This window comes from Achromobacter pulmonis (genome assembly GCF_902859765.1).
Taxonomy (GTDB): Bacteria; Pseudomonadota; Gammaproteobacteria; order Burkholderiales; family Burkholderiaceae_B; genus Achromobacter; species Achromobacter pulmonis.
This window is the reverse complement of record NZ_CADIJV010000015.1, coordinates 38,350-58,724: the sequence shown is the minus strand read 5'-3', so window position 1 is coordinate 58,724 and position 20,375 is coordinate 38,350. Positions and strand designations below refer to the sequence as shown.

Sequence of the window (20,375 nt, the reverse complement as noted above, 5' to 3'; positions counted from 1 at the left end):
CTCGTGCTGCTTGGAAAAAAGGGAATGTTAACCGCCCGGCCGGGCCGCGGCCCTGGGCTGGGTGGCGAGCCATCGCGCCAACTGATCGGCGGCATCATCGGTGGCCTGGCGCAACGCGGCCACGCCGCCCGCGGCATCCTGCGTCGGCGCAGGCGCCTGCGTCGCGATCCGCAACTGGCCCACCACGCGGCGGCCGTCGAGCAGCACCGCCTGCAGCAACACGCGGCCCTCGCTGGCCGAACCGTCGGGCGCGAACACCTGTTCGAATTGCGACAGGTAGACCTGCAATTGCGGCGTCTGACTGCTGGCGCGCTCGGCCAGCACCGGCCCCTGCCGCGACAGGCGCTCGATCAGGCGCTGGCGCACCAACTCCGCCGGCGACGAGGCCCAGCGATAGGTCGCATACGATTGCGGCGCGGCGCTATCGCCGACACGCCAGATGACCCCGGTACTCGACAGCGCCGGCACGGCCGAGAACGCCAGCGCAATCGGTTCACGCGCGGGCAATTGCGGCGCCGGACGGGCATCCAGGCCCAGGTCGAACACCGCCGGCGGCGCGCCCACGCGACCCACACCGCAGCCCGCCAACACCAGGGTCAGAACCAGAATCGCGCTACGCATCTTCATTTCCGCTGTCTCCCAAAACCGGCGAACCCCGCCTCGCCGGGACCGGGCGCGGCCGGCGGCGGCCCGAACAATAACGATTGCGGCGTGTTATCCACGCGACGCAGCGTGAAGGTGGCGCCGCGCGCGGCCTCGCTGACGCTGGCCGCCATGCCGGTGACCGCCGGCAGCGTCTCGCCATCCAGCCGCGACGCGGCCAGGGCGATGTCGTTCAAGCTGCGCGTGGCGGCGGCCAGCGCGCCATCGGGCGCATTCAGGCGCGCCAGCGATTGGCGCGCCTGCCGCGCCAGGTCCGCCACTTCGCGCGCCGCGCGGTCGGCCTGGCGCGAAGTGCTGTCGAGCGAATCGACCAGCGGCCCCAGCTTGGCCAGCGCCGGCCCCAGCTCGCGGCTGGCCTCTTTCAACGACTGGGTGATGTCGGCGGCATTCTGCAGACTGGCGGTCAGGGCCTGCACATTCTGCTCGCTCAACAGCCGCCGCAGCTGCTCGGTGGCGTCTTCCACGTTGGAAATGAGCCGTCCGCCGCGCTGCTCGACCCGATCGAGAAAGCCCGGACGCAATGGAATCGCCGCCGGATTGGCGTCGCTCGAAGCCAGGCGCTTGAGCGAACTGCCGTCGTCGCGCAGTTCAACATTGGCCATTCCGGTGACGCCCTGCACGCCCAGTTCAGCCCAGGTCGACTCCGTGATCGGCGTGCCCGGCGCCACGCCGATGCGGATGCGCACCTGGCCCGGCTTGTCGGGGTTCAGCGCCAGCGACTGCACCTTGCCCACCGGCACCCCCTGGTAACGCACGGTCGACTGCGGATTGAGGCCGCTGACGGCGGTGGCCGACACGATTTCATAGGCTTGCAGTTTGGTCCGGTCGCGGCCGATCCAGACGGCCACCAGCGCAGCGGCGGCCAGCAGGACCAGCGTGAAGATGCCGGCCAAGAGCGCGTGACTACGGTTTTCCATGATGCGTTCCCTTCGGCGCCATGTCCCCGAGCGCGCGCAAGCCGCGCTCGCCCAGGAAGAATGTATGAATGAACGGGTGGTCGACCTTCAGCACTTCCGGCACCGTATCGCACACGATCACCCGCTTGTCCGCCAGCACGGCGACACGGGTGGCCAGCGCGAGCAGCGTGTCCAGATCGTGCGTCACCATGACGACAGTGAATCCCAACTGCCGGTGCAGGCTGCGCACCAGGTCCACGAACTCGTCCGACCGCAGCGGATCCAGGCCCGCCGTGGGTTCGTCCAGGAACACCAGCTCCGGGTCCAGCGACAGTGCGCGCGCCAACGCCACGCGCTTGACCATGCCGCCGGAAAGATCCGACGGCCGTTTATCCGCGTCCTGCGCCGACAGGCCGACCATCGCCAGGCGGCACATGACCACATCGCGCACCAGGTCTTCCGGTACCGTGCGCAATTCGCGCAAGGGCAGCGCGACGTTGTCGTACACCGACAGCGCCGAGAACAGTGCGCCGGCCTGGAACAGCATGCCCCAGCGATAGGACAGGCGGCGGCGTTCGCCCGGCGTCAGTTCGGACAGGGTATTGCCCAACACCTGGATAGTGCCGGCCGCCGGCCGTTCCAACCCGATGATCTGCCGCAGCAGCACCGTCTTGCCGGTGCCCGAACCGCCCACCAGCACCAGGATCTCGCCAGGAAAGACGGTCAGGTCCAGGTTGTCGTGCACCACGTGGTCGCCAAAGGCCGTACGCAGGCCGCGCACGGTGATCACGGGCGCGACCGTGACATCGTCCTCGATAAACAGGCGTTGCTGCTCGGCGCCGGTCATCAGATGCCCACCGAACTGAAAATGACCGCGTACAGGGCGTCCAGCAGGATCACGCCGGTGATCGAGGTCACCACCGAGGTCGTGGTGCCGCGGCCCAGGCTTTCCGTGTTGGGCTGGATGCGCAGGCCAAAATGGCAGGCGATCAGCGCGATCAGGATGCCGAAGGTGACGCCCTTCAGGATCCCGATCCAGTAATTGGTGAGGGAAATGGCGTCCGGCAGCGACTGCAGGAACCACTGCGCCGAAATGCCCAGCTGCACCTGGGCCGCCAGCATCCCGCCCAGGATCGCCATGGCATCGGTCCAGAGCACCAGCAGCGGCATGGTCACGGCCAGCGCCACCACCCGCGGCAGGATCAGCCGCTGGCCGTGCGAAATACCCATCACCAGCATCGCGTCCAGCTCCTGGGTGACGCGCATGACGCCGATCTGCGCGGTGATGGCCGATCCGGATCGACCGGCCACCAGGATGGCCGCCAGCACCGGCCCCAGCTCACGCACGATCGACACCCCCAGCAGCCGCACGATGAACCGGTCGGCGCCGATCATCTGCAATTGCTGGGCGGACAGGTATGACAGCACCACACCGATCAGGAAGCCCACCAGGGCGGTGATGCCCAGCGCCTGCGCCCCGGTGCGGTATACCTGGGCCGAGATCTCGCGCCAGGGTCCGCGCGATGGCTGGCGCAACATACCGAACAGGTCCAGCACCAATTGCCCCAGCATGATGAGCAAGGCACGCCCGTTCTCGGCCGCCTGCAGCACCCCGCCCCCGAGGGCACGCAGCCAACCCCAGGACGGTTCGGGACGAGGCGGGGCCGGCTTGCCCCCCTTGTTGGTGGCCAGGGTGGTGAATACGTCCTGCTGGCCGGCGGACCAGCGCACCCGCTCGGGCAGCTTCTCGCCCCAGGCCTGCCAGATCAGCAGCGCGCCGATGGTATCGAGCCGGCTGATGCCCTGCAGATCCCAGCGCGCGCCAGCAGCGGCGGCCTTGGCCATGGCCGCGCGGCGGCGCTCGACCTCGCCCGGCTCGGCCAGTGCCAGCACACTCCAGTCGCCCCCGACATGGCACACGCCGGCTTCCTTGCGGAAGGGCGTGGCGGCATGGGACGCGGGCAAGGCGGAACGCGGCATGTAGCGGAATACCGATGCAAAATGTATCCACAATCATATACGCAGGCGCTGGCACGCCGCGAGCCGCGCGCGCGTGCCCTACAATCGCCGCCATGTCCGCTCACGTCCGCCCCATCGACCTGCCCGCGCCAGACGACCTGGCCCGGATGCTGGGTTCGCGCCTGCCCGCCTTCCAAGACATCGCCTGGACTGCCACCACCGGCTCGACCAATGCCGACCTGCTGACGCGCGCTCGCGCGGGCGGCGGCGCCGGCAAACCCTGGCTGCTGGGCACCCATCTGCAGGAAACCGGCCGCGGTCGCGCCGGCCGGCCCTGGCAGAACCGGGTCGGCGCGGCGCTGATGTTCTCGTGCGCCTTCGACGTCCACCTGCCTGCCGCACAGTTGCCAGCCCTGTCGCCGCTGGCCGGCCTGGCCGCCTGCGAGGCCCTGCGGGCCGTGGCCGGCCCCGGCGCCGACGGCCTCTGCATGAAATGGCCCAATGACGTGCAATGGCACGACGCCAAGCTGGCGGGCGTGCTGGTCGAGACCACCCGCAACCCGGGCGGCCGCGAAACCGGCTACACCGTGGTCATCGGCATGGGCGTGAACCTGGTCGACGCCGACGCGCTGTCGCAGGCGCTGGGGCGCCAGGTCGCGGACTGGACCTGTGTCACCCGCCACGCATCCAACCCCGCCGCCACCGCCGCCGACCTGGTCTGCGCCGCGGCGACCGCCTGGCACGAAGCCGTCCGCACCCTCGAGCGCGAGAGCTTCGACGCCTTCGCGCGGCGCTTCGACCAGGTGGACGCCCTCGCCGGCCGCGCCATCAACGTGCTGGACAAGGGCCAGGTGATCCTCAGCGGCGCCGCCTGCGGTGTCGACGGCCAGGGCCGCCTGCTGGTGCGAACCCCCGAAGGCATCAGCCCGATCTCGGTCGGAGAAATCTCGATTCGGCGGCAAGCATGATCATCCTCATCGACTCCGGCAACAGCCGCCTCAAGGTGGGCTGGCTCGATCCTGCCAGCCCCGACATGCCGCGCGAACCGGCCACGGTCGCTTTCGACGGCCTGGACCTGGACGCCCTGGACCGCTGGCTCACTGCCCTGCCACGGCGGCCATCGCGGGCGCTGGGCGTGAACGTGGCTGGCGCCGACCGGGGCGCGGCCATTGCCGGCGTCCTGCAACGACACGGCTGCGCCGTGGCCTGGGCCTCCTCCCAGCCCACCACCCTCGGGCTGGTCAATTGCTACAAGAACCCATCGCAGCTGGGCGCGGACCGCTGGGCCTCGCTGCTGGGGGTGCTGTCGCGCCTGCCCGGCACGCACCCGCCCTTCCTGCTGGCGAGCTTCGGCACCGCCACCACCATCGACACCGTGGGACCGGACAACGTCTTCGCCGGCGGCCTGATCCTGCCGGGCCCGGCCATGATGCGCAACGCGCTGGCGCACGGCACCGCCAACCTGCCGATCGCCGATGGCCAGGTCGTGCCCTATCCCACCGATACCCATGAGGCCATCGCCTCCGGCATCGCCGCCGCGCAGGCCGGCGCGGTCGTGCGCCAGTGGCTGGCCGGGCGCCAGCGCTACGGCGAGGCGCCGCAGATCTTCGCCGCCGGCGGCGGCTGGCCGGAAGTGCGCCAGGAAATCGAACACCTGCTGGCCGACACCGGCGGCAGCTTCGGCGCCGCGCCAGTGCCGATCTACCTGAACCATCCCGTCCTGGACGGGCTGGCCGCCATGGCGCGCGCCAACCCGGCGCCGCATGCCTGACCCTCGCGAGGCCGCGTCATGCGAGTACTCTTCATCCTGATTCTGCTGGCCAACCTGGGCGTCTACGCGCTCGGCCAGGGCTGGCTGGGCGTGCGCCCGGAAGACGAAGGGCGCGACACGCGCCGCTTCAGCCAGGAACTGAATCCGGGGGCCATCACCCTGGTGCCGCGCAAGCCCGGCTGAAGGATGGACTGACCGCCGGCCTCAACGCAACCAGGGCGCCAGCGCGTCCATGGTCCGCGCGGTAGCGCCGGCGTGGCTGGCGAACCAGGCCCGCGCCGCATCGCTGGCTGCGTGCCGCGCGGCAGGGTTGGCCAACAGCGCCAGCGCGGCCGCCACGGCCTGCGCCGGGTCCGGCTGGCGTTGCGCCGCGCCGGCCTCGATCGCATCGCTGGCCGCCTGCTGGAAATTGAAGGTGTGCGGCCCGACGATGACCGGCACGCCAGCGGCGCAGGCTTCGATCAGATTCTGCCCGCCCAGCGGCGCGAAACTGCCCGCCACCACCGCCACATCGGCGGCGGCGTAATAGAACGCCATTTCACCCAGCGTGTCGCCCAGCAGCACCGCCGTGCGCGGCTCCGGCTCCTGCCTGCCCGAGCGCCTGACATAACTCAACCCGGCCTGCTCCAGCAGCGCGGCGGCGGCGTCGAAACGCTGGGGATGGCGCGGGATCAACAGGAACAGCGGCCCGCCGGGCCTGTCCGCGAGACGCTTGATGGCATCGATGAACGGCCCGTCCTCGCCCTCGCGGGTGCTGGCCACGGCCACCACCGGCCGGCCCAGACGCTCGCGCCAGGCCTGGCCCTCCCGTACCTGGCCCGCAGGCAACGACAGGTCGAATTTGAGATTGCCGGACACCAACGGCCGCGGCGCGCCGGCCTGCGCGAGCCGTTCAGCGTCGGTCGCGGACTGGGCCAGCACCAACTGCAACCCGGCCAGCGCCTCACGCATGACCCGCCCCATGCGCCCGGCCTGCCGCTGCGAAGACGCCGAGAAACGGGCACTCACCAGCGCCATCGGTAACCTCGCGCGGCGCGCCGCGGCCAGCAGGTTCGGCCAGATCTCGCGTTCTATCAGAATGCCGCAACGCGGCTGGGCGGCAGCCAGGAAACGGCGCGTGGCGCCAGGAAAATCATAGGGCAGCCAGGCCTGGCGCAACTGGCCGCTGGCAATGGCCGCGGCAAACAGGCGCGCGCCCTCGGCACGGCCGGTGGCGGTGATATGCGTCAACAGTACCGGCAAGCCGCGATCCAGCAGCGCCTGCAACAGCGGCAGCGCGGCGCGCGTCTCGCCCAGGCTCACGGCGTGCACCCATACCGGCGCCCCGCCCCACTTATCCGCCGTGGCCGCGTCGGACACGGCTCGGCCAGGGACGGCTCGACCGAATCGTTCCGGCGAAAAGATTTCCCACTCGCCCCCGGCGCGCCTGGCGCGCCGGGCCATCCACAACCAGACCAGGGGCGCCAGCGCCCGCAACCCGAAGGTATAGACGGCGCGGTTCATCAGCGCGCGGCCAGCGCCTGCTCCACCGAAGCCATGACGGCCTCGCGCGACGGCGAGGCGCCCCGGTCGCCCAGGCTGGCGGTGTAGTTCGACCCGACCAGCGGCGTGCGCACTGGCGTGGAGGCGCGGTAGATGCCGATGGTGGGCCGCCCCAGCGCGGCCGACAAGTGGGTCAAGCCGCTGTCCAGGCCGACCATCAGGCGCGAGCCGGCCAGCAGCCGGGCAACCGAAGTCAGATCCATGCGCGGCATCACCTCGACGTCCTCCATGCCAGCCACCAGCAACCGGGCGCGCTCGGCCTCCTGGTCGTTGCCGGCCAGCAGCTTGAGCGCACAGCCGGCATCGCGCAGGCGCCGGAACACCGCGCGCCAGTCGTCCTCGGGCCACAGCTTGTCGTCGCGGCTGGCCGACGGCATGATCACGGCATAGCCTCGGTCGGTATCCAGGTGGTGCAGGCGCGGCAATTCGGTCGCATCCAGGCCGTCGGCGGACACCTCATGCACGGGATCGGCACCCAGCCCCTGCCCGCCCTGGCGCGAAAACGCCTGCAGGCCGAAATCGGGCAGCCCGCCGTGCTGGTAACCGAACGTCAACGCCGCCAACTTGCGTTGGCGGATGACCGCCGGCTGCCAGAATTCCACCCGGTGGCGGACGTTATAGAACAGCGATGCCAGCGGCTCGCGCGCCGAACGCCAATCCAGCCCGTGGCGCACCCCGCGCGCCTGGCGCACCAGCCACGCAGACTTCAACAGGGCCTGCATATCCAGCACGATGTCGTATTGCTTGGACCGCAGCCGCTCCCGCAGCGCCTTGCGCTCCGCCCGCACCTGGGCCGACCACCAGGCCTTGCGCCAGCGGCGGTGGGCCACCTTGATGACCTCGTTGACGGCCGGATGCCATGCGGGAATCTCGGCGAAAGCCTCTTCGGCAACCCAGTCGATTTCTGCGTCCGGCACATGGCGGGCGATGTCGGAGATGGCGGGCAGCATGTGCACCAGATCGCCGAGTGACGACGTGCGGACAATGAGAATGCGAGTTGGCATCGATTGGAAATGGCGGATTATGCGCTCGTGCCCCTACCCGGTCTTAAAGTATTATTACGCTCTATTCCGGGAGGGGCTGTCGAATTATCCCGGCAATTTACAACAAAACAACCTAATCTCCCGATGACCGCTAATCCAGTTACCGACCGCAAGGTCCGTTTCGCCCTGGTAGGATGTGGGCGCATTTCCAAGAATCATATCGGCGCCATTGCGCAACACAGCGACCGCGCCGAGCTCGTGGACGTCTGTGACACCAACCCCGCCGCGCTGAAAGCCGCCGCGGAAGCCACCGGTGCCCGACCGTTCTCGTCCCTGACGGAAATGCTGGCGCATACCACCGCCGACGCGGTCATTCTGGCCACCCCGTCCGGCCTGCATCCCTGGCAGGCGATCGAAGTGGCGCAATCGGGCCGCCACGTGGTCAGCGAAAAGCCGATGGCGACCCGCTGGGAAGACGGCAAGCGCATGGTCAAGGCCTGCGACGAAGCCGGCGTGCGCCTGTTCGTCGTCAAGCAGAACCGCCGCAACGCCACGCTGCAACTGCTCAAGAAGGCCATCGAAAATGGCCGTTTCGGCCGTATCTACATGGTGACGGTCAACGTATTCTGGACCCGTCCCCAGGATTATTACGACGCCGCCCGCTGGCGCGGCAAATGGGAATGGGATGGCGGCGCCTTCATGAACCAGGCCAGCCATTATGTCGACCTGCTCGACTGGCTGGTTGGCCCCGTGGAAAGCGTGTATGCCTACACCGCCACGCTGGCCCGCCGCATCGAAGCCGAAGACACCGGCGTGGCCGCGATCCGCTGGCGCCATGGCGCCATGGGTTCGATCAACGTCACCATGCTCACCTATCCGCAGAACCTGGAAGGCTCGATCACCATCCTGGGTGAGAAGGGCACCGTGCGCGTCGGTGGCGTGGCCGTCAACCGCATCGACGAATGGAAGTTCGCCGACGAACACCCCGACGATGCCAAGATCCGCGAAGCCAACTACGAGACCACCTCAGTGTATGGCTTTGGGCACCCGCTCTACTATGACAACGTCATCCGCGTGCTGCGCGGCGAATGCGAACCCGAAACCGATGGTCGCGAAGGCCTGCAGTCGCTGGCCCTGCTGACCGCCATCTACCGTTCCGCCCGCGACGGCCTGCGCGTGCCGCTGCCACTGGATTGACCATCATGAGCATCCATTCCACCGCCATCGTCGACGACGGCGCACAAATCGGTGCCGGTACCCGCGTCTGGCACTGGGTCCACGTTTCGGGCGGCGCCGTCATCGGCGAGGCCTGCTCCCTGGGACAGAACGTCTACGTCGGCAACCGCGTCAAGATCGGCAACCGCGTCAAGATCCAGAACAACGTCTCCGTCTACGACAACGTGACTCTTGAAGACGACGTGTTCTGTGGCCCCAGCATGGTCTTCACCAACGTGTACAACCCGCGCGCGGCCATCGAACGCAAGAACGAATACCGCGACACCGTCGTGCGTCAGGGCGCCACGCTGGGCGCCAACTGCACCATCGTGTGCGGCTCGACGGTCGGCCGCTACGCCTTCGTCGGTGCCGGCGCCGTGGTCAACCGCGACGTGCCCGATTTCGCCCTGGTGGTCGGCGTACCCGCCCGCCAGATCGGCTGGATGAGCCGCCACGGAGAACAATTGGACCTGCCGCTGACCGGCAACGGGCAGACCACCTGCCCGGCGACCGGCGACCAATACGTACTCAAAGACGGCGTGTGCCAACTGGTGTGAGACAACATGCAATTCATTGACCTGAAAAAGCAATACCAAGTCCTGCGCGACCCGATCAACGCCCGCATCCAGGCCGTGCTCGACCATGGCCAATACATCATGGGCCCCGAGGTCAAGGAACTGGAAGCCGCGCTGTGCGCCCACACCGGCGCCAAGCATTGCGTCACGGTCGCGTCGGGCACCGAGGCGCTGCTGATCGCGCTCATGGCACTGGGGGTGAAGGCCGGCGATGAAGTCATCACCACCTCGTTCACTTTCGTAGCGACGGCGGAAGTCATCGTGCTGCTGGGCGCCGTGCCGGTGTTCGTGGACGTCGAGCCCGACACCTGCAACATCAAAGTGTCGGAAATCGAAGCCAAGATCACGCCTCGCACCAAGGCCATCATCCCAGTGTCGCTGTACGGCCAGTGCGGTGACATGGACGAGGTCAACGCCGTCGCCGCCAAGCACGGCATCGCGGTCGTCGAAGACGCCGCGCAAAGCTTTGGCGCTTCCTACAAGGGCAAGAAGAGCTGCAACCTGTCCACCATCGGCTGCACCAGCTTCTTCCCCAGCAAGCCCCTGGGCTGCTATGGCGACGGCGGCGCGCTGTTCACCAATGACGACGCCCTGGCGCAGGCCATGCGCGAAATCCGTGTGCACGGCCAGTCGGCCCGCTACTACCACAGCCGCATCGGCGTGGGTGGCCGCATGGATACGCTGCAATGCGCCGTCGTGCTGGGCAAGCTGGAACGCTTCGACTGGGAAGTGGAGCAACGCATCAAGATCGGTGCGCGCTACCAGGAGTTGCTGGCCGACCTGCCGGGCGGCGCGCGTACGGTCACGGTGCGTCCGGATCGCAACAGCGTCTGGGCCCAGTTCACGGTCATGGTCCCGAATCGCGAAGCCGTGATCGCGCACCTGAAGGAAGCCGGCATCCCGACGGCCATCCACTATCCTCGTCCGATCCACGCGCAGCCGGCCTATGCCGAATTCGCGGCGGCCGAAGGCGCCACGCCGGTGTCCGACACCTTGGCGGCCACGGTCATGAGCCTGCCGATGCACCCGGACCTGGACGAAGCGACCCAAGACCAGATCGTTGCCGCGCTGCGCGCCGCACTGAGCTGATCCCGCCAAGGCGCGGCGCCACAAACGGCGCCGCGCCAAGCCTTTGCGGCAGTACCCCGCGCGCCGACGCGCTACGATGCAGCCATGAATATCCTGCTCATCAACCATTACGCCGGCTCGCCGCAGCATGGCATGGAGTTCCGGCCATACTATCTGGCCCGGGAATGGGTGCGACAAGGCCACCACGTCACCATCGTCGCCAGCAGCGTCTCCCATCTGCGCCAGCACAACCCCGAGCCGTCCTCCGCGGTGGCCCGCGAAGACATCGACGGCATCGACTACGTCTGGCTGCGTACCCGCCCCTACGCCGGGAACGGCGCCAAGCGGTTGCTCAATATGCTGCAGTTCACGGCGAAACTGCGCGGCATGGCGCGTGAACTCGCCGCCACGCGCCCGGATGTCGTCATCGCCTCGTCGACCTATCCCTACGATATCTGGCCTGCCGCCAAGATCGCGCGCGCCGCCGGCGCCCAGCTGGTTTTCGAAGTGCATGACCTCTGGCCGCTGACGCCGCGCTTGCTGGGCGGCTTTTCCCCACGCCACCCCATGATCTTCTCCATGCAACTGGCGGAAGACTATGCCTGCCGGCATGCGGACAGAGTCATTTCACTCCTGCCTGGTACCGCGCCGCATCTGCAGTCCCGCGGTATGGCGCCGGACAAGTTCACCTATATCCCCAACGGCTTCGACCCCGCTGAATCGCCGCGCCCATTGCCGGCCGCTGTCGAGGCCCGGATCACCGCCTTCGCGCAGCCGTTCAAGGCGCTTTGCATCTACGCCGGGGGGCATGCGGTCTCGAACGCGCTGGACCCCTTGATCGATGCGGCCGCCCGCCCGGAAGCCGCGGACATCGGCTTCCTGCTGATCGGCAAGGGCGTGGAAAAACCCCAATTGCAGCAACGCGCGCAGGCAATGGGCCTGAAGAACGTCCTGTTCCTGGATCCGATCGAGAAGCGCGCGGTGCCCACCGCGCTGGCGCTGGCCGATATCGCCTATATCGGCTGGCACGACAGCCCGCTCTACCAATTCGGCACCAGTCCCAACAAACTGTTCGACTACATGCTGGCTGGCCTGCCGGTGGTGCATGCCACCAACTCCCCCTACGACCTGGTCCGCGACGCCGGTTGTGGCACCAGCGTGGCCGCCGATGACGTACCCGCCATCGCCAGCGCAATCGCCGGGCTGGCGCGCCTGCCCGCGGCCGAGCGCCAGGCCCTCGGCCTGCGCGGCAAGGGCTTCGTGCAGCAGCACCACAGCTACCCCACCCTGGCACGCCAGTTCCTGGAGTCGCTTGGCGCCCCCCGCCGGCGTCCACTACAATTCCCGTTTCCCAACGTTGCTAGCCAACTGACGTCGAATCATGTCTTTCATCCCTTTTGCGCTACCGGACATCGGCGATGCCGAGATCGCGGCCGTCACCGAAGCCATGCGATCCGGCTGGCTCACCACGGGCCCGAATGCCCGCGCGTTCGAGCAGGAGTTCGCGACATTCATCGGCGGCGGCGTAGAGGCCGTAGCGGTGAACTCCGCCACCGCGGGCCTGCACCTGGCGCTGGAAGCCATTGGCGTGGGCCCGGGGGACGAGGTCATCACCACCACCCATACCTTCACCGCCAGCGCGGAAGTGGCCCGCTACCTGGGCGCCGAGCCGGTGCTGGTGGATATCGACCCGGACACGTTCTGCGTGAGCCCCGAAGCCGTCGAACGCGCCATCACCCCACGCACCAAGGCCATCATCCCGGTGCACTACGGCGGCTTGGCCTGCAACATGACGGCCGTCCTGGACATCGCCCGCCGCCACGGCCTGCGCGTCATCGAGGATGCGGCACATGCCCTGCCTTGCACCTGGCAAGGTGAACTGATCGGCAGCCTCGACAGCGACATCACCGTCTACAGCTTCTACGCCACCAAAACGCTCGCTACCGGCGAAGGCGGCATGGTCGTGACGCGCGATCCCGCGTTGGCCAAGCGTTGCCGCGTGATGCGTCTACATGGCATCGACCGCGACGCCTTCGATCGCTTCACCTCGAAAAAGCCGGCCTGGTACTACGAAATCGTGGCGCCCGGGTTCAAGTACAACCTTCCCGACACCGCGGCCGCGATGGGACGCGTGCAACTGGCCCGCGTACGCGACATGCGTGACCGCCGCGCCGAGATCGCCGGGCAGTACGACCGCGCGTTCGCCGGCCTGCCTGTCGAGCTCCCGCCGAGCCCCGAGCGCCTGACTGGTCGTGGCTATGATACGAACGACACTCACGCCTGGCACCTGTACGTGCTGCGCCTGGCCCCCGAAGCTCCCATCGGTCGCGACGATTTCATCGTGCGCATGACACAAGCCGGTATCGGCTGCAGCGTGCATTACGTGCCGCTGCACCTGCAACCCTATTGGCGTGACCGCTACAGTCTCCAGCCCACGATGTTCCCCCATTCGCAGGCCGCCTACGAACGCATGGTCAGCCTGCCGATCTATTCACGCATGTCCGATGACGAAAGCGCTCGCGTCATGGGCGCCGTGGAATCCCTGCTGCGCGCCTGATGAAACGGCTGTTCGACATCATCGTTTCACTGTCAGGCCTGATCGTGCTGTCGCCCCTGTTCTTGGTGGTGGCGGTGGCGATCAAGCGCGACACGCCAGGTCCGGTGTTTTACCGCCAAGTGCGAGTCGGCAAGGATGGCAAGCCCTTCCGAATCCATAAGTTTCGTAGCATGGCGGTAAGTAGCGGCAACGATACGAAAGAAATTACGGTCGGCGGTGATACCCGCATCACGCGTACCGGCGCCTGGATCCGTCATTGGAAGCTGGACGAACTCCCCCAACTCATCGATGTCCTGACCGGCGACATGAGTGTTGTCGGCCCCCGCCCGGAAGTCCCGCGTTACGTCGAACTCTATCCCGATGCGGCGCGGCGCGTCGTCTTGTCGGTCAAGCCCGGCATCACCGACCTCGCCTCCATCCGGTTCCGCCATGAAAACGACTTGCTGGCCCAGTCCAGCGATCCCGAGCGCGCTTACCGGGAATCCGTCCTGCCGGAAAAACTGCGGCTCCAACAAGAATATGTGCGCACGCAATCCTTCATTGGTGACCTGCGCATTCTGATCGCTACAGTTTCCGCAATCATTAAGGACTAAGTCAGTCTACGCATCCTTGGCCTATGGCCGTCTGCTCAGCGTCGATACAACTGGATTCAGTCCGAAAAACGCGCCGCTAGCGCCACCTGTCATAGTCCATTGATATTCTGCCATATTAAATATCAACGAAAGCCAGCATTAGCTTGTCTACCGATTCTAAAAAGCCATTAACCGTACCGGCCCCCCCGCATCCCCCCTCCCTCACCCCCGCCTCCGCCGCCTCCCTGAATGTCGCCCTGCTGGGTTCAGCGCGCAGCATCCATACCGTGCGATGGGCCAATGGCCTGAGCGAACGGGGGCATACGGTTCACTTGCTGTCGCTCGACGACCCATCGTCCGACATCGTGCCAGCAGTGCATCAATACAAACTTCCCTACGGCGCCCCTCTGGGCTATTTCCTTGCCGCCGGCCGGTTGCGCCAGCTGCTCACGCGCATAAAACCCGACCTGCTCAATACACACTATGCCTCGGGCTACGGCGTACTGGCGCGCCGATCCCGCTACCTGCCGAATCTGCTCTCCGCCTGGGGCAGTGACATCTACGATTTTCCCGACAAGAGTCGCTGGCATCGCAAGACGCTGTGCAGCAACCTCGATCAGGCGACGGCGCTGGGAGCGACGAGCCAGGCGATGGCGATTAAAATGCGGGCACTTTCCGACACGCCGTTGTTCGTCACGCCTTTCGGCATCGACGAGCACCAGTTTGCACCCTCCGTTGCTCCAAGCCCGTCCGATCGCATCATTATCGGCACCGTAAAGACACTTGAAGCGCTGTATGGGATCGACACCTTGATCCACGCATTCGCCAAACTCAGGGCCAGGCTGGCCCCCACGCACCCCGATCTGGCGGCTCGACTGATGCTGCGGATCTACGGCGGCGGCAGCCAGTTCCGCATGCTGACCGCGATGGCCGGCGACCTGGGGTTGGACGATTGTGTCGAACTCAAGGGGCAGATTCCTCACTGCGACGTACCGGCGGCGCTGGACGAGCTCGACATCTATGTCGCCCTGAGCCGCCGCGACAGCTTCGGCGTGGCGATCCTGGAAGCGTGCTCCTGCGGGCTGCCGGTAGTGGTTTCGGATGCCGATGGCCCCGCCGAGGTGGTCCTGGATGGCGTGACCGGCTTCGTCGTTCCCATCGAGGATGCCGATGCCGCCGCGTCCAGGCTCGAAACCCTGGTGCTCGATTCCCGGTTGCGGGCCGCGATGGGCGCAGCCGGTCGCATGCGAGTGCGCGAGAAATACAGCTGGAACCACAGCCTCGACCTGATGCAGCAAGCGTACGACGAAACCTTGCGCATCCACCGCGGCGCAAGGGCGCACGGCACGTCATGACCTTGCTGATCGTTCTCGTCGTCCTGAGTTTCTCGACCATTCACCTGCTCGAGTACCTCAGCTATTACGCCCGGATCGCCGGCCGGCTGGCCAACCGCCCGGTCACGGGCTATGCCGTGCAAAATGCCACCACCACGATCACGCGATTCTTCTACCTGGCGTTGATGCCACTGCTGGGTTTTCTGATCGACAGGCAGATACCAGTCACCACGTACCAGCAGATGGGCTTGTGTGCGCTGCTGGGGGCCACGCTGCTGTCGCTGCTGGCATTCTTCGTCCGGTTCCACTGGATCACGCTGCTGGCGAACTTCATCCAACGGCGCTCCGGCAAGCCGAAGCTGCGCTCCGCGGAAGTGCGCGCGCAACTGGAAGTCCATTCCGCCTTCCCGAGACCGCGCATCATCGTCCTGGCCGCGGCCGTGTTCCTCTGCTACGCACTGGGCGTGCTTGTTTCCTATTATTTTGCGCTGGTCTTCCATGACTATCGCAGCACGATCTCGCAGCTGTCGGGCATCGTCAATGGCTTCGCGACCGTACTGCTCACGTTCGTGCTCGAACCTCGCATCGCCACGATTGTCGACGATCACCCCACCCATGATGTCTACCATGCGGTGCAAGCCATGCTCACGGGGCGTCTCGTCGCCGTAGGCCTCCTCGCGCCGTTGCTGTTCTGGAACCTGGGCAATGCGCTCGGATGAAGCAGTCGCCCGCTCCCCTGCCGACTGGCTGGCAGTGGCCGGACTGGCGCTCTGCCTGGCCGGGTCGTCCATCTACCTGCCCTACCCCTTGCGGCCATTCCACTGGGGCCTGGCGTTGTTCGCTGCGGCGCTGGTGGTCAGCCCCCCCCTGGCGCGAGGCCGCCTGGAACAGCCGCCTGAGGTTGCCCCTCATCGTTCTCGTCCTGCTGCTCGTTGCCCAGCCTCTGTGGATCGAGGCACCGGACCGCTACGGCCGCTATGCCACCTATCTGCTGATAGGGGCGTTCTCCGCATTGCTGGGCGAGACTCTCGTGCGGCGGCAAAGATCCTTCCTGTTCCTGCTGCCGTGGCTGCTGGCCTATTGGTTCATCACCGCCTATTTCCCCGTATTCGACGCTTGGACGCAGGCGCAGCGCTTCCGTCCACGCTACCTGCTGACCGGCGGGGTCTGGGACAACATCAATGACATGGCCACCGTGCTGGTGTTCGTCAACCTGATCTGGCTGCTGTGCCGCCGGCGGCTGTCCTTACCACTGTTCGGCGCCTGTTGGTTCTATGCCCTGCTGCTCAACCGGCGAGCCGATCTGGCTGCCACGCTGGTGCTGGGCCTGACCTGTCTGATCTGGTTCATGGAAGGCGAGAAGCTGCGCCAGCGCCTGAAGATGCTGGCGGTATGGGCCATTGCAACCCTCGCCGCCATTTCGCTGCAGACCGAGCCACTGCACCTGGTGTCCATTCCCCGCATTCAACCCACCGCCCCCACCCCGGTACCCGCGGCAGGGTCACCGCCAGCCGACCTCCCTACCACCGTCCCGACGCAGGCGGGGGCCATCACGTCCCGGTCGGCCGTCCCCCCTGCCGTCAACCCCGCCTCCGCCGCTCCGTCGGCAGCGGCCGGCAATGCCGGGGCAACAACCGTCACGGCTGCCCCGGATCTTGGGCTGCAAATCTCGCCCCAGCCGCCTCACGCCCCTGCCGCGCAGGTGCGCATCCAGGCTCGCGACGGAGACGAATCGACCGCCTTCCGGGCCCGGCTCACCATGGACATGCTCCAGGAATGGCGCACGATGCCCTGGTGGCAATGGTTCACGGGCCTGGGGGCCGGACAACTGAACCTGATCTGGCCGGGCAACAAGGCACCTTGGGCGTCCCCCCACTTTTTCTGGCTGGAGATGTTCTTCCACGTGGGTTTGCTCTGGTTCGTGCTGCTCGGCTGGCTGATGTTGCGGCTGGACTGGCGGGGCCGGGTCTGCCTGCTGGTCGCCGGCATCGCCGGTATCGCCCCCAGCTCCATGGTCTATTTCCAACCGTTCTGGCTGTTGCTTGGCGTGCTGCTGGCAAGCGTGCCACCACGCAGCGCCCCGGTCAGCCCCCAGACTGCACGGTCCCACTGACACTCGGCCATCAATTTGCCGCGATAATCTACGATGGACTACAACGCCTGTAAAATTTCACATATATATAACAAGGCACATACCGACGCCCCATGATTCTCCCCCTAGCCATCCGGCGTCTTTTTGTAGATTTGCCCCGCCCCGCCAAGCAAGCTCTCGCCATTCTGCTTGACGCGGTCATTCTATTGGTGTCGTTCTACTTGGCGCTGTGGCTGCGCTTCGAGTTGTTTTTCCTGAATAACTCCTATTTCGCCCTTTCGCTCGTGGCTTGTGCCGGCGGGGTGCTCGCAATGGCAGGTTTCCGGGTCTACAACTACATCCTGCGCTACATGAACGAACGGGTGATCCTGGGCATCACCGGTGGCGTGGCCGTTTCGGTCATGGTGGTCACCGCAGCCAACACCTTCCTGCAATTGGTCGGACTGTCGCGGGCCGTGCTGGTCATTTATGGCTCGCTCGCGATTGCCGGGCTGGTGGGCACGCGCTGGGTCGCGCGGCGCGCGCTGTTCACGGACACCAAGGATGTCGGAGACCTGCGTATCCCTGTCATTATCTACGGTGCCGGCGGTGCCGGCTCCCAGTTGGCGACGGCGTTGCGCGCCGGCCCGCATTACCAGCCCGTCGCCATGCTGGACGACGACCGCCGCAAGCATGGCCTGATGATCGCCGGCCTGCGCATCCATCCGCCCGAACACCTGCCCGCCCTGGTCGAACGACACGGCGTACGCCAACTGCTGCTGGCGATGCCGACCGCGGGGCGCACACGCCTGCGCGAAATCGTCGATTCCGCCGAACAATACCGGCTGCGCATCCGGTTGGTGCCCAGCTTGCGCGAACTGGTCGATTCCAATGGACTGCGCCTGCGGGACGTGCGTGTGGAAGACCTGCTCGGACGCGACCCGGTCGCGCCCGTCCCGGAGCTGCTCGGCCGCTGCGTCACCGGACGCAACGTGATGGTAACGGGCGCTGGCGGTTCGATCGGCTCCGAACTCTGTCGCCAGATCATTGCCCTGAATCCGACGCGGCTTGTCCTGTACGAGATCTCCGAGCCCTCCCTCTACGCCATCGAACAGGAACTCCGGCAACTGATCGGCACACGCCCGATCGACCTGGTGGCGATACTCGGCTCCGTCCGCGATTACCCCCACAGCCTGTACCGGATGGAACTGCATCAGATCCAGACGATCTATCACGCAGCGGCCTACAAGCATGTCCCCTTGGTCGAGCTGAATGTCGCCGAAGGCATCGCGACCAATTCCTTGGGCACCCTGTCGCTGGCCCGCGCGGCAATTGCGGCCCACGTCAGCGACTTCGTACTGATCTCCACCGACAAGGCAGTTCGCCCCACCAATGTCATGGGCGCCTCCAAGCGCCTGGCGGAATTGATCCTGCAATCGCTGTCACAACGCCAGAACGCCACCCGTTTTTCCATGGTGCGGTTCGGCAACGTCCTGGGTAGCTCTGGCAGCGTCGTGCCGCTGTTCCACCGACAGATCCTGGCGGGTGGTCCCGTCACCCTGACCCACTCGGATATCACACGGTACTTCATGACCATCCCCGAGGCGGCGCAATTGGTGCTCCAGGCGGGCGCCATGGGGAAATCGGGCTCGGTGTTCGTGCTGGACATGGGCGAGCCGGTGCGCATCCGCGACCTGGCCGAACGCATGGTCCGGCTGTGCGGCCTGACCGTGCGCGACGAGTCGGACCCGGACGGTGACATCGAAGTGCGGGTCGTGGGACTGCGTCCCGGCGAAAAGCTGTATGAAGAACTATTGATCGGCGGGGACGTCAAATCGACCCTGCACCCCCGCATCATGCAGGCGCGTGAAAACGACCTGCCCTATGAGCAACTGCGGGCCGGACTGGACCAGATGGAACAATCGCTGGCCCACTGGGACCGAGAACAAATCGTGGCCACCTTGCAAACCCTGGTCGCCGAATTCAATCCCCAGGTCGAGGCTTCCCCCTCGCGCCGAGTCGTCAACATCCCCCAATGACGGTACGGGTCGCTCACCTCACCACCGCGCATCCGCGCTTCGACGTCCGGATCTTCCACAAGGAATGCCGCAGCCTGGCCAATAACGGCTATCAGGTCGACCTGTATGTGGCCGATGGCGGTGGTGATGCGCAATGCGATGGCGTGTCGATCATTGACGTGGGTCCTCCCTCCGGCCGCTTGAACCGCATGTGTGGGAAGACCTGGAAAGTCTGGAATCGAGTGCGCAAGACCGACGCCCGGATCATCCATATCCACGATCCGGAGTTACTCCCCGTCGCTCTGGCGCTCAAGTGCATGGGGCGAACCATCATTTATGACGCACACGAAGACGTACCCAGGCAAATCCTGAGCAAACCGTGGATCAAGCCGTGGATACGTTACGCCATTGCCTATCCCTTCGAACGACTGGAGAATTTCATCGCGCGCCGCTGTGGCCTGGTCATCTGTGCAACGCCGCATATCGCGGCACGTTACACGGCCCAGGGTGCGAACAGCATTGCCGTCAACAACTACCCCATCCCCGGTGAGCTCAGTGATTCAGTACCACCAATCGGCTCACCCACCCAGACCGGCCGCACAATCTGCTATATCGGTGGCATTGCTGGAATCCGTGGCGCGGTCGAAATGATCCGCGCGCTCGAATATGCGGATGCCCGACTGATATTGGCAGGCCCCATGGAGAGCGAAGCCCTGCATGCGTCGCTACGCACCATGCCAGGATGGAGCAAGGTCGACTATCGAGGCGTGCTGGATCGCCCCGGCATACGCCAGGTACTCTCAGAATCGCGTCTCGGGCTGGTGCTGCTGCACCCGATTCCCAACTATCTCGATGCGTTGCCCGTCAAGATGTTCGAATACATGGCCGCGGGGGTTCCTGTCCTGGCGTCGGACTTTCCGCTCTGGCGGCAAATCCTCGACTCGTCCGGCACCGGACAATGTGTAAATCCCCTTAATGCGCGCGTGATCGGGGATGCCATAAACGCCATGCTGGCCACACCCGCCAACGAATTGGAGCAGATTCGCGCGGCGTGCCGGGAAGCGGCGCGCACCACCTACAATTGGCGCAACGAGGAAGCCAAGCTCCTCGCCGCCTACGCGACAATCGCGGCCCCATAACCAGTCGGGACA

19 protein-coding genes and 1 pseudogene are annotated in these 20,375 nt (G+C 66.3%); 14 read left to right on the top strand and 6 right to left on the bottom strand.

Features of this window, described 5'->3' with window-relative positions:
• Positions 1 to 27 precede the first annotated feature (27 nt).
• Genes HV701_RS14440 through HV701_RS14425 form a run of 4 tightly spaced genes read right to left on the bottom strand, consistent with a single transcriptional unit; the run spans position 28 to position 3,539 of the window.
• Positions 28 to 627, bottom strand: a complete 600-nt coding sequence (locus HV701_RS14440) for an ABC-type transport auxiliary lipoprotein family protein (protein WP_175133703.1) — start codon at positions 625 to 627, stop codon at positions 28 to 30.
• Complete coding sequence (locus HV701_RS14435; protein ID WP_175133702.1) at positions 624 to 1,580, bottom strand: MlaD family protein; 957 nt, start codon at positions 1,578 to 1,580, stop codon at positions 624 to 626. Before HV701_RS14435 ends, HV701_RS14440 begins: the two co-directional genes overlap by 4 nt.
• Positions 1,567 to 2,406: an ABC transporter ATP-binding protein gene (locus tag HV701_RS14430; protein ID WP_175133701.1), complete on the bottom strand. Its 840-nt coding sequence runs from the start codon at positions 2,404 to 2,406 to the stop codon at positions 1,567 to 1,569. Before HV701_RS14430 ends, HV701_RS14435 begins: the two co-directional genes overlap by 14 nt.
• Entirely contained in the window at positions 2,406 to 3,539 is a 1,134-nt protein-coding gene (locus tag HV701_RS14425) for an MlaE family ABC transporter permease (RefSeq protein ID WP_175133700.1), read from the bottom strand. The genes HV701_RS14430 and HV701_RS14425 overlap by 1 nt, the downstream gene beginning before the upstream one ends.
• A 92-nt stretch (positions 3,540 to 3,631) precedes the next feature.
• Here HV701_RS14425 and HV701_RS14420 point away from each other — a divergent pair, with 92 nt between their 5' ends.
• The 3 genes from HV701_RS14420 to HV701_RS14410 are packed head-to-tail and all read left to right on the top strand — an operon-like array spanning position 3,632 to position 5,472.
• Positions 3,632 to 4,486 (top strand): biotin--[acetyl-CoA-carboxylase] ligase, encoded by an 855-nt coding sequence (locus tag HV701_RS14420; RefSeq protein ID WP_175133699.1) that lies wholly within the window; start codon positions 3,632 to 3,634, stop codon positions 4,484 to 4,486.
• Positions 4,483 to 5,289: a type III pantothenate kinase gene (locus HV701_RS14415; RefSeq protein ID WP_175133698.1), complete on the top strand. Its 807-nt coding sequence runs from the start codon at positions 4,483 to 4,485 to the stop codon at positions 5,287 to 5,289. The genes HV701_RS14420 and HV701_RS14415 overlap by 4 nt, the downstream gene beginning before the upstream one ends.
• A gap of 18 nt (positions 5,290 to 5,307) precedes the next feature.
• A complete protein-coding gene (locus tag HV701_RS14410) occupies positions 5,308 to 5,472 on the top strand; it encodes a hypothetical protein (RefSeq protein ID WP_175133697.1) in 165 nt (54 codons plus the stop codon).
• A gap of 21 nt (positions 5,473 to 5,493) precedes the next feature.
• On the opposite strand, the gene HV701_RS14405 is transcribed toward HV701_RS14410, so the two are convergent.
• Positions 5,494 to 6,792, bottom strand: a complete 1,299-nt coding sequence (locus HV701_RS14405) for a 3-deoxy-D-manno-octulosonic acid transferase (protein ID WP_175133696.1) — start codon at positions 6,790 to 6,792, stop codon at positions 5,494 to 5,496.
• The gene (waaC, locus tag HV701_RS14400) at positions 6,792 to 7,835 is read right to left on the bottom strand and encodes a lipopolysaccharide heptosyltransferase I (RefSeq protein WP_175133695.1); all 1,044 of its coding nucleotides are present in this window, start codon (positions 7,833 to 7,835) and stop codon (positions 6,792 to 6,794) included. Before waaC ends, HV701_RS14405 begins: the two co-directional genes overlap by 1 nt.
• Positions 7,836 to 7,958: 123 nt before the next feature.
• On the opposite strand from waaC, the gene HV701_RS14395 reads away from it, so the two are divergent.
• From HV701_RS14395 to HV701_RS14345, 11 genes and pseudogenes are all read left to right on the top strand, one after another.
• Positions 7,959 to 9,011 carry a Gfo/Idh/MocA family protein gene (locus tag HV701_RS14395; RefSeq protein ID WP_175133694.1) on the top strand — a complete coding sequence of 351 codons (1,053 nt, stop codon included), beginning with the start codon at positions 7,959 to 7,961 and terminating at the stop codon, positions 9,009 to 9,011.
• A 2-nt stretch (positions 9,012 to 9,013) separates the two neighbouring features.
• Positions 9,014 to 9,586 carry an acyltransferase gene (locus HV701_RS14390; RefSeq protein WP_419761640.1) on the top strand — a complete coding sequence of 191 codons (573 nt, stop codon included), beginning with the start codon at positions 9,014 to 9,016 and terminating at the stop codon, positions 9,584 to 9,586.
• A 6-nt stretch (positions 9,587 to 9,592) separates the two neighbouring features.
• On the top strand, positions 9,593 to 10,693 hold the full coding sequence (locus HV701_RS14385; RefSeq protein ID WP_175133692.1) for a DegT/DnrJ/EryC1/StrS family aminotransferase: 1,101 nt from the start codon (positions 9,593 to 9,595) through the stop codon (positions 10,691 to 10,693).
• Between the two features lie 84 nt (positions 10,694 to 10,777).
• A pseudogene (locus tag HV701_RS14380) lies at positions 10,778 to 11,845 on the top strand (glycosyltransferase family 4 protein); the annotation flags it as partial.
• Positions 11,846 to 12,053: 208 nt separating this feature from the next.
• Positions 12,054 to 13,229 carry a DegT/DnrJ/EryC1/StrS family aminotransferase gene (locus HV701_RS14375; RefSeq protein ID WP_175133691.1) on the top strand — a complete coding sequence of 392 codons (1,176 nt, stop codon included), beginning with the start codon at positions 12,054 to 12,056 and terminating at the stop codon, positions 13,227 to 13,229.
• Positions 13,226 to 13,822, top strand: coding sequence for a sugar transferase (locus HV701_RS14370; protein ID WP_175133761.1), 597 nt, complete (start codon positions 13,226 to 13,228; stop codon positions 13,820 to 13,822). The genes HV701_RS14375 and HV701_RS14370 overlap by 4 nt, the downstream gene beginning before the upstream one ends.
• A gap of 224 nt (positions 13,823 to 14,046) precedes the next feature.
• Positions 14,047 to 15,156 (top strand): glycosyltransferase, encoded by a 1,110-nt coding sequence (locus HV701_RS14365; RefSeq protein WP_244957858.1) that lies wholly within the window; start codon positions 14,047 to 14,049, stop codon positions 15,154 to 15,156.
• Positions 15,153 to 15,854: a lipid II flippase family protein gene (locus HV701_RS14360; protein ID WP_175133690.1), complete on the top strand. Its 702-nt coding sequence runs from the start codon at positions 15,153 to 15,155 to the stop codon at positions 15,852 to 15,854. Before HV701_RS14365 ends, HV701_RS14360 begins: the two co-directional genes overlap by 4 nt.
• 182 nt (positions 15,855 to 16,036) lie before the next feature.
• Positions 16,037 to 17,248, top strand: coding sequence for a hypothetical protein (locus HV701_RS14355; protein ID WP_175133689.1), 1,212 nt, complete (start codon positions 16,037 to 16,039; stop codon positions 17,246 to 17,248).
• A gap of 92 nt (positions 17,249 to 17,340) precedes the next feature.
• The gene (locus tag HV701_RS14350; protein WP_175133688.1) at positions 17,341 to 19,245 is read left to right on the top strand and encodes a polysaccharide biosynthesis protein; all 1,905 of its coding nucleotides are present in this window, start codon (positions 17,341 to 17,343) and stop codon (positions 19,243 to 19,245) included.
• Entirely contained in the window at positions 19,242 to 20,363 is a 1,122-nt protein-coding gene (locus HV701_RS14345) for a glycosyltransferase (protein WP_175133687.1), read from the top strand. The genes HV701_RS14350 and HV701_RS14345 overlap by 4 nt, the downstream gene beginning before the upstream one ends.
• Positions 20,364 to 20,375 lie beyond the last annotated feature (12 nt).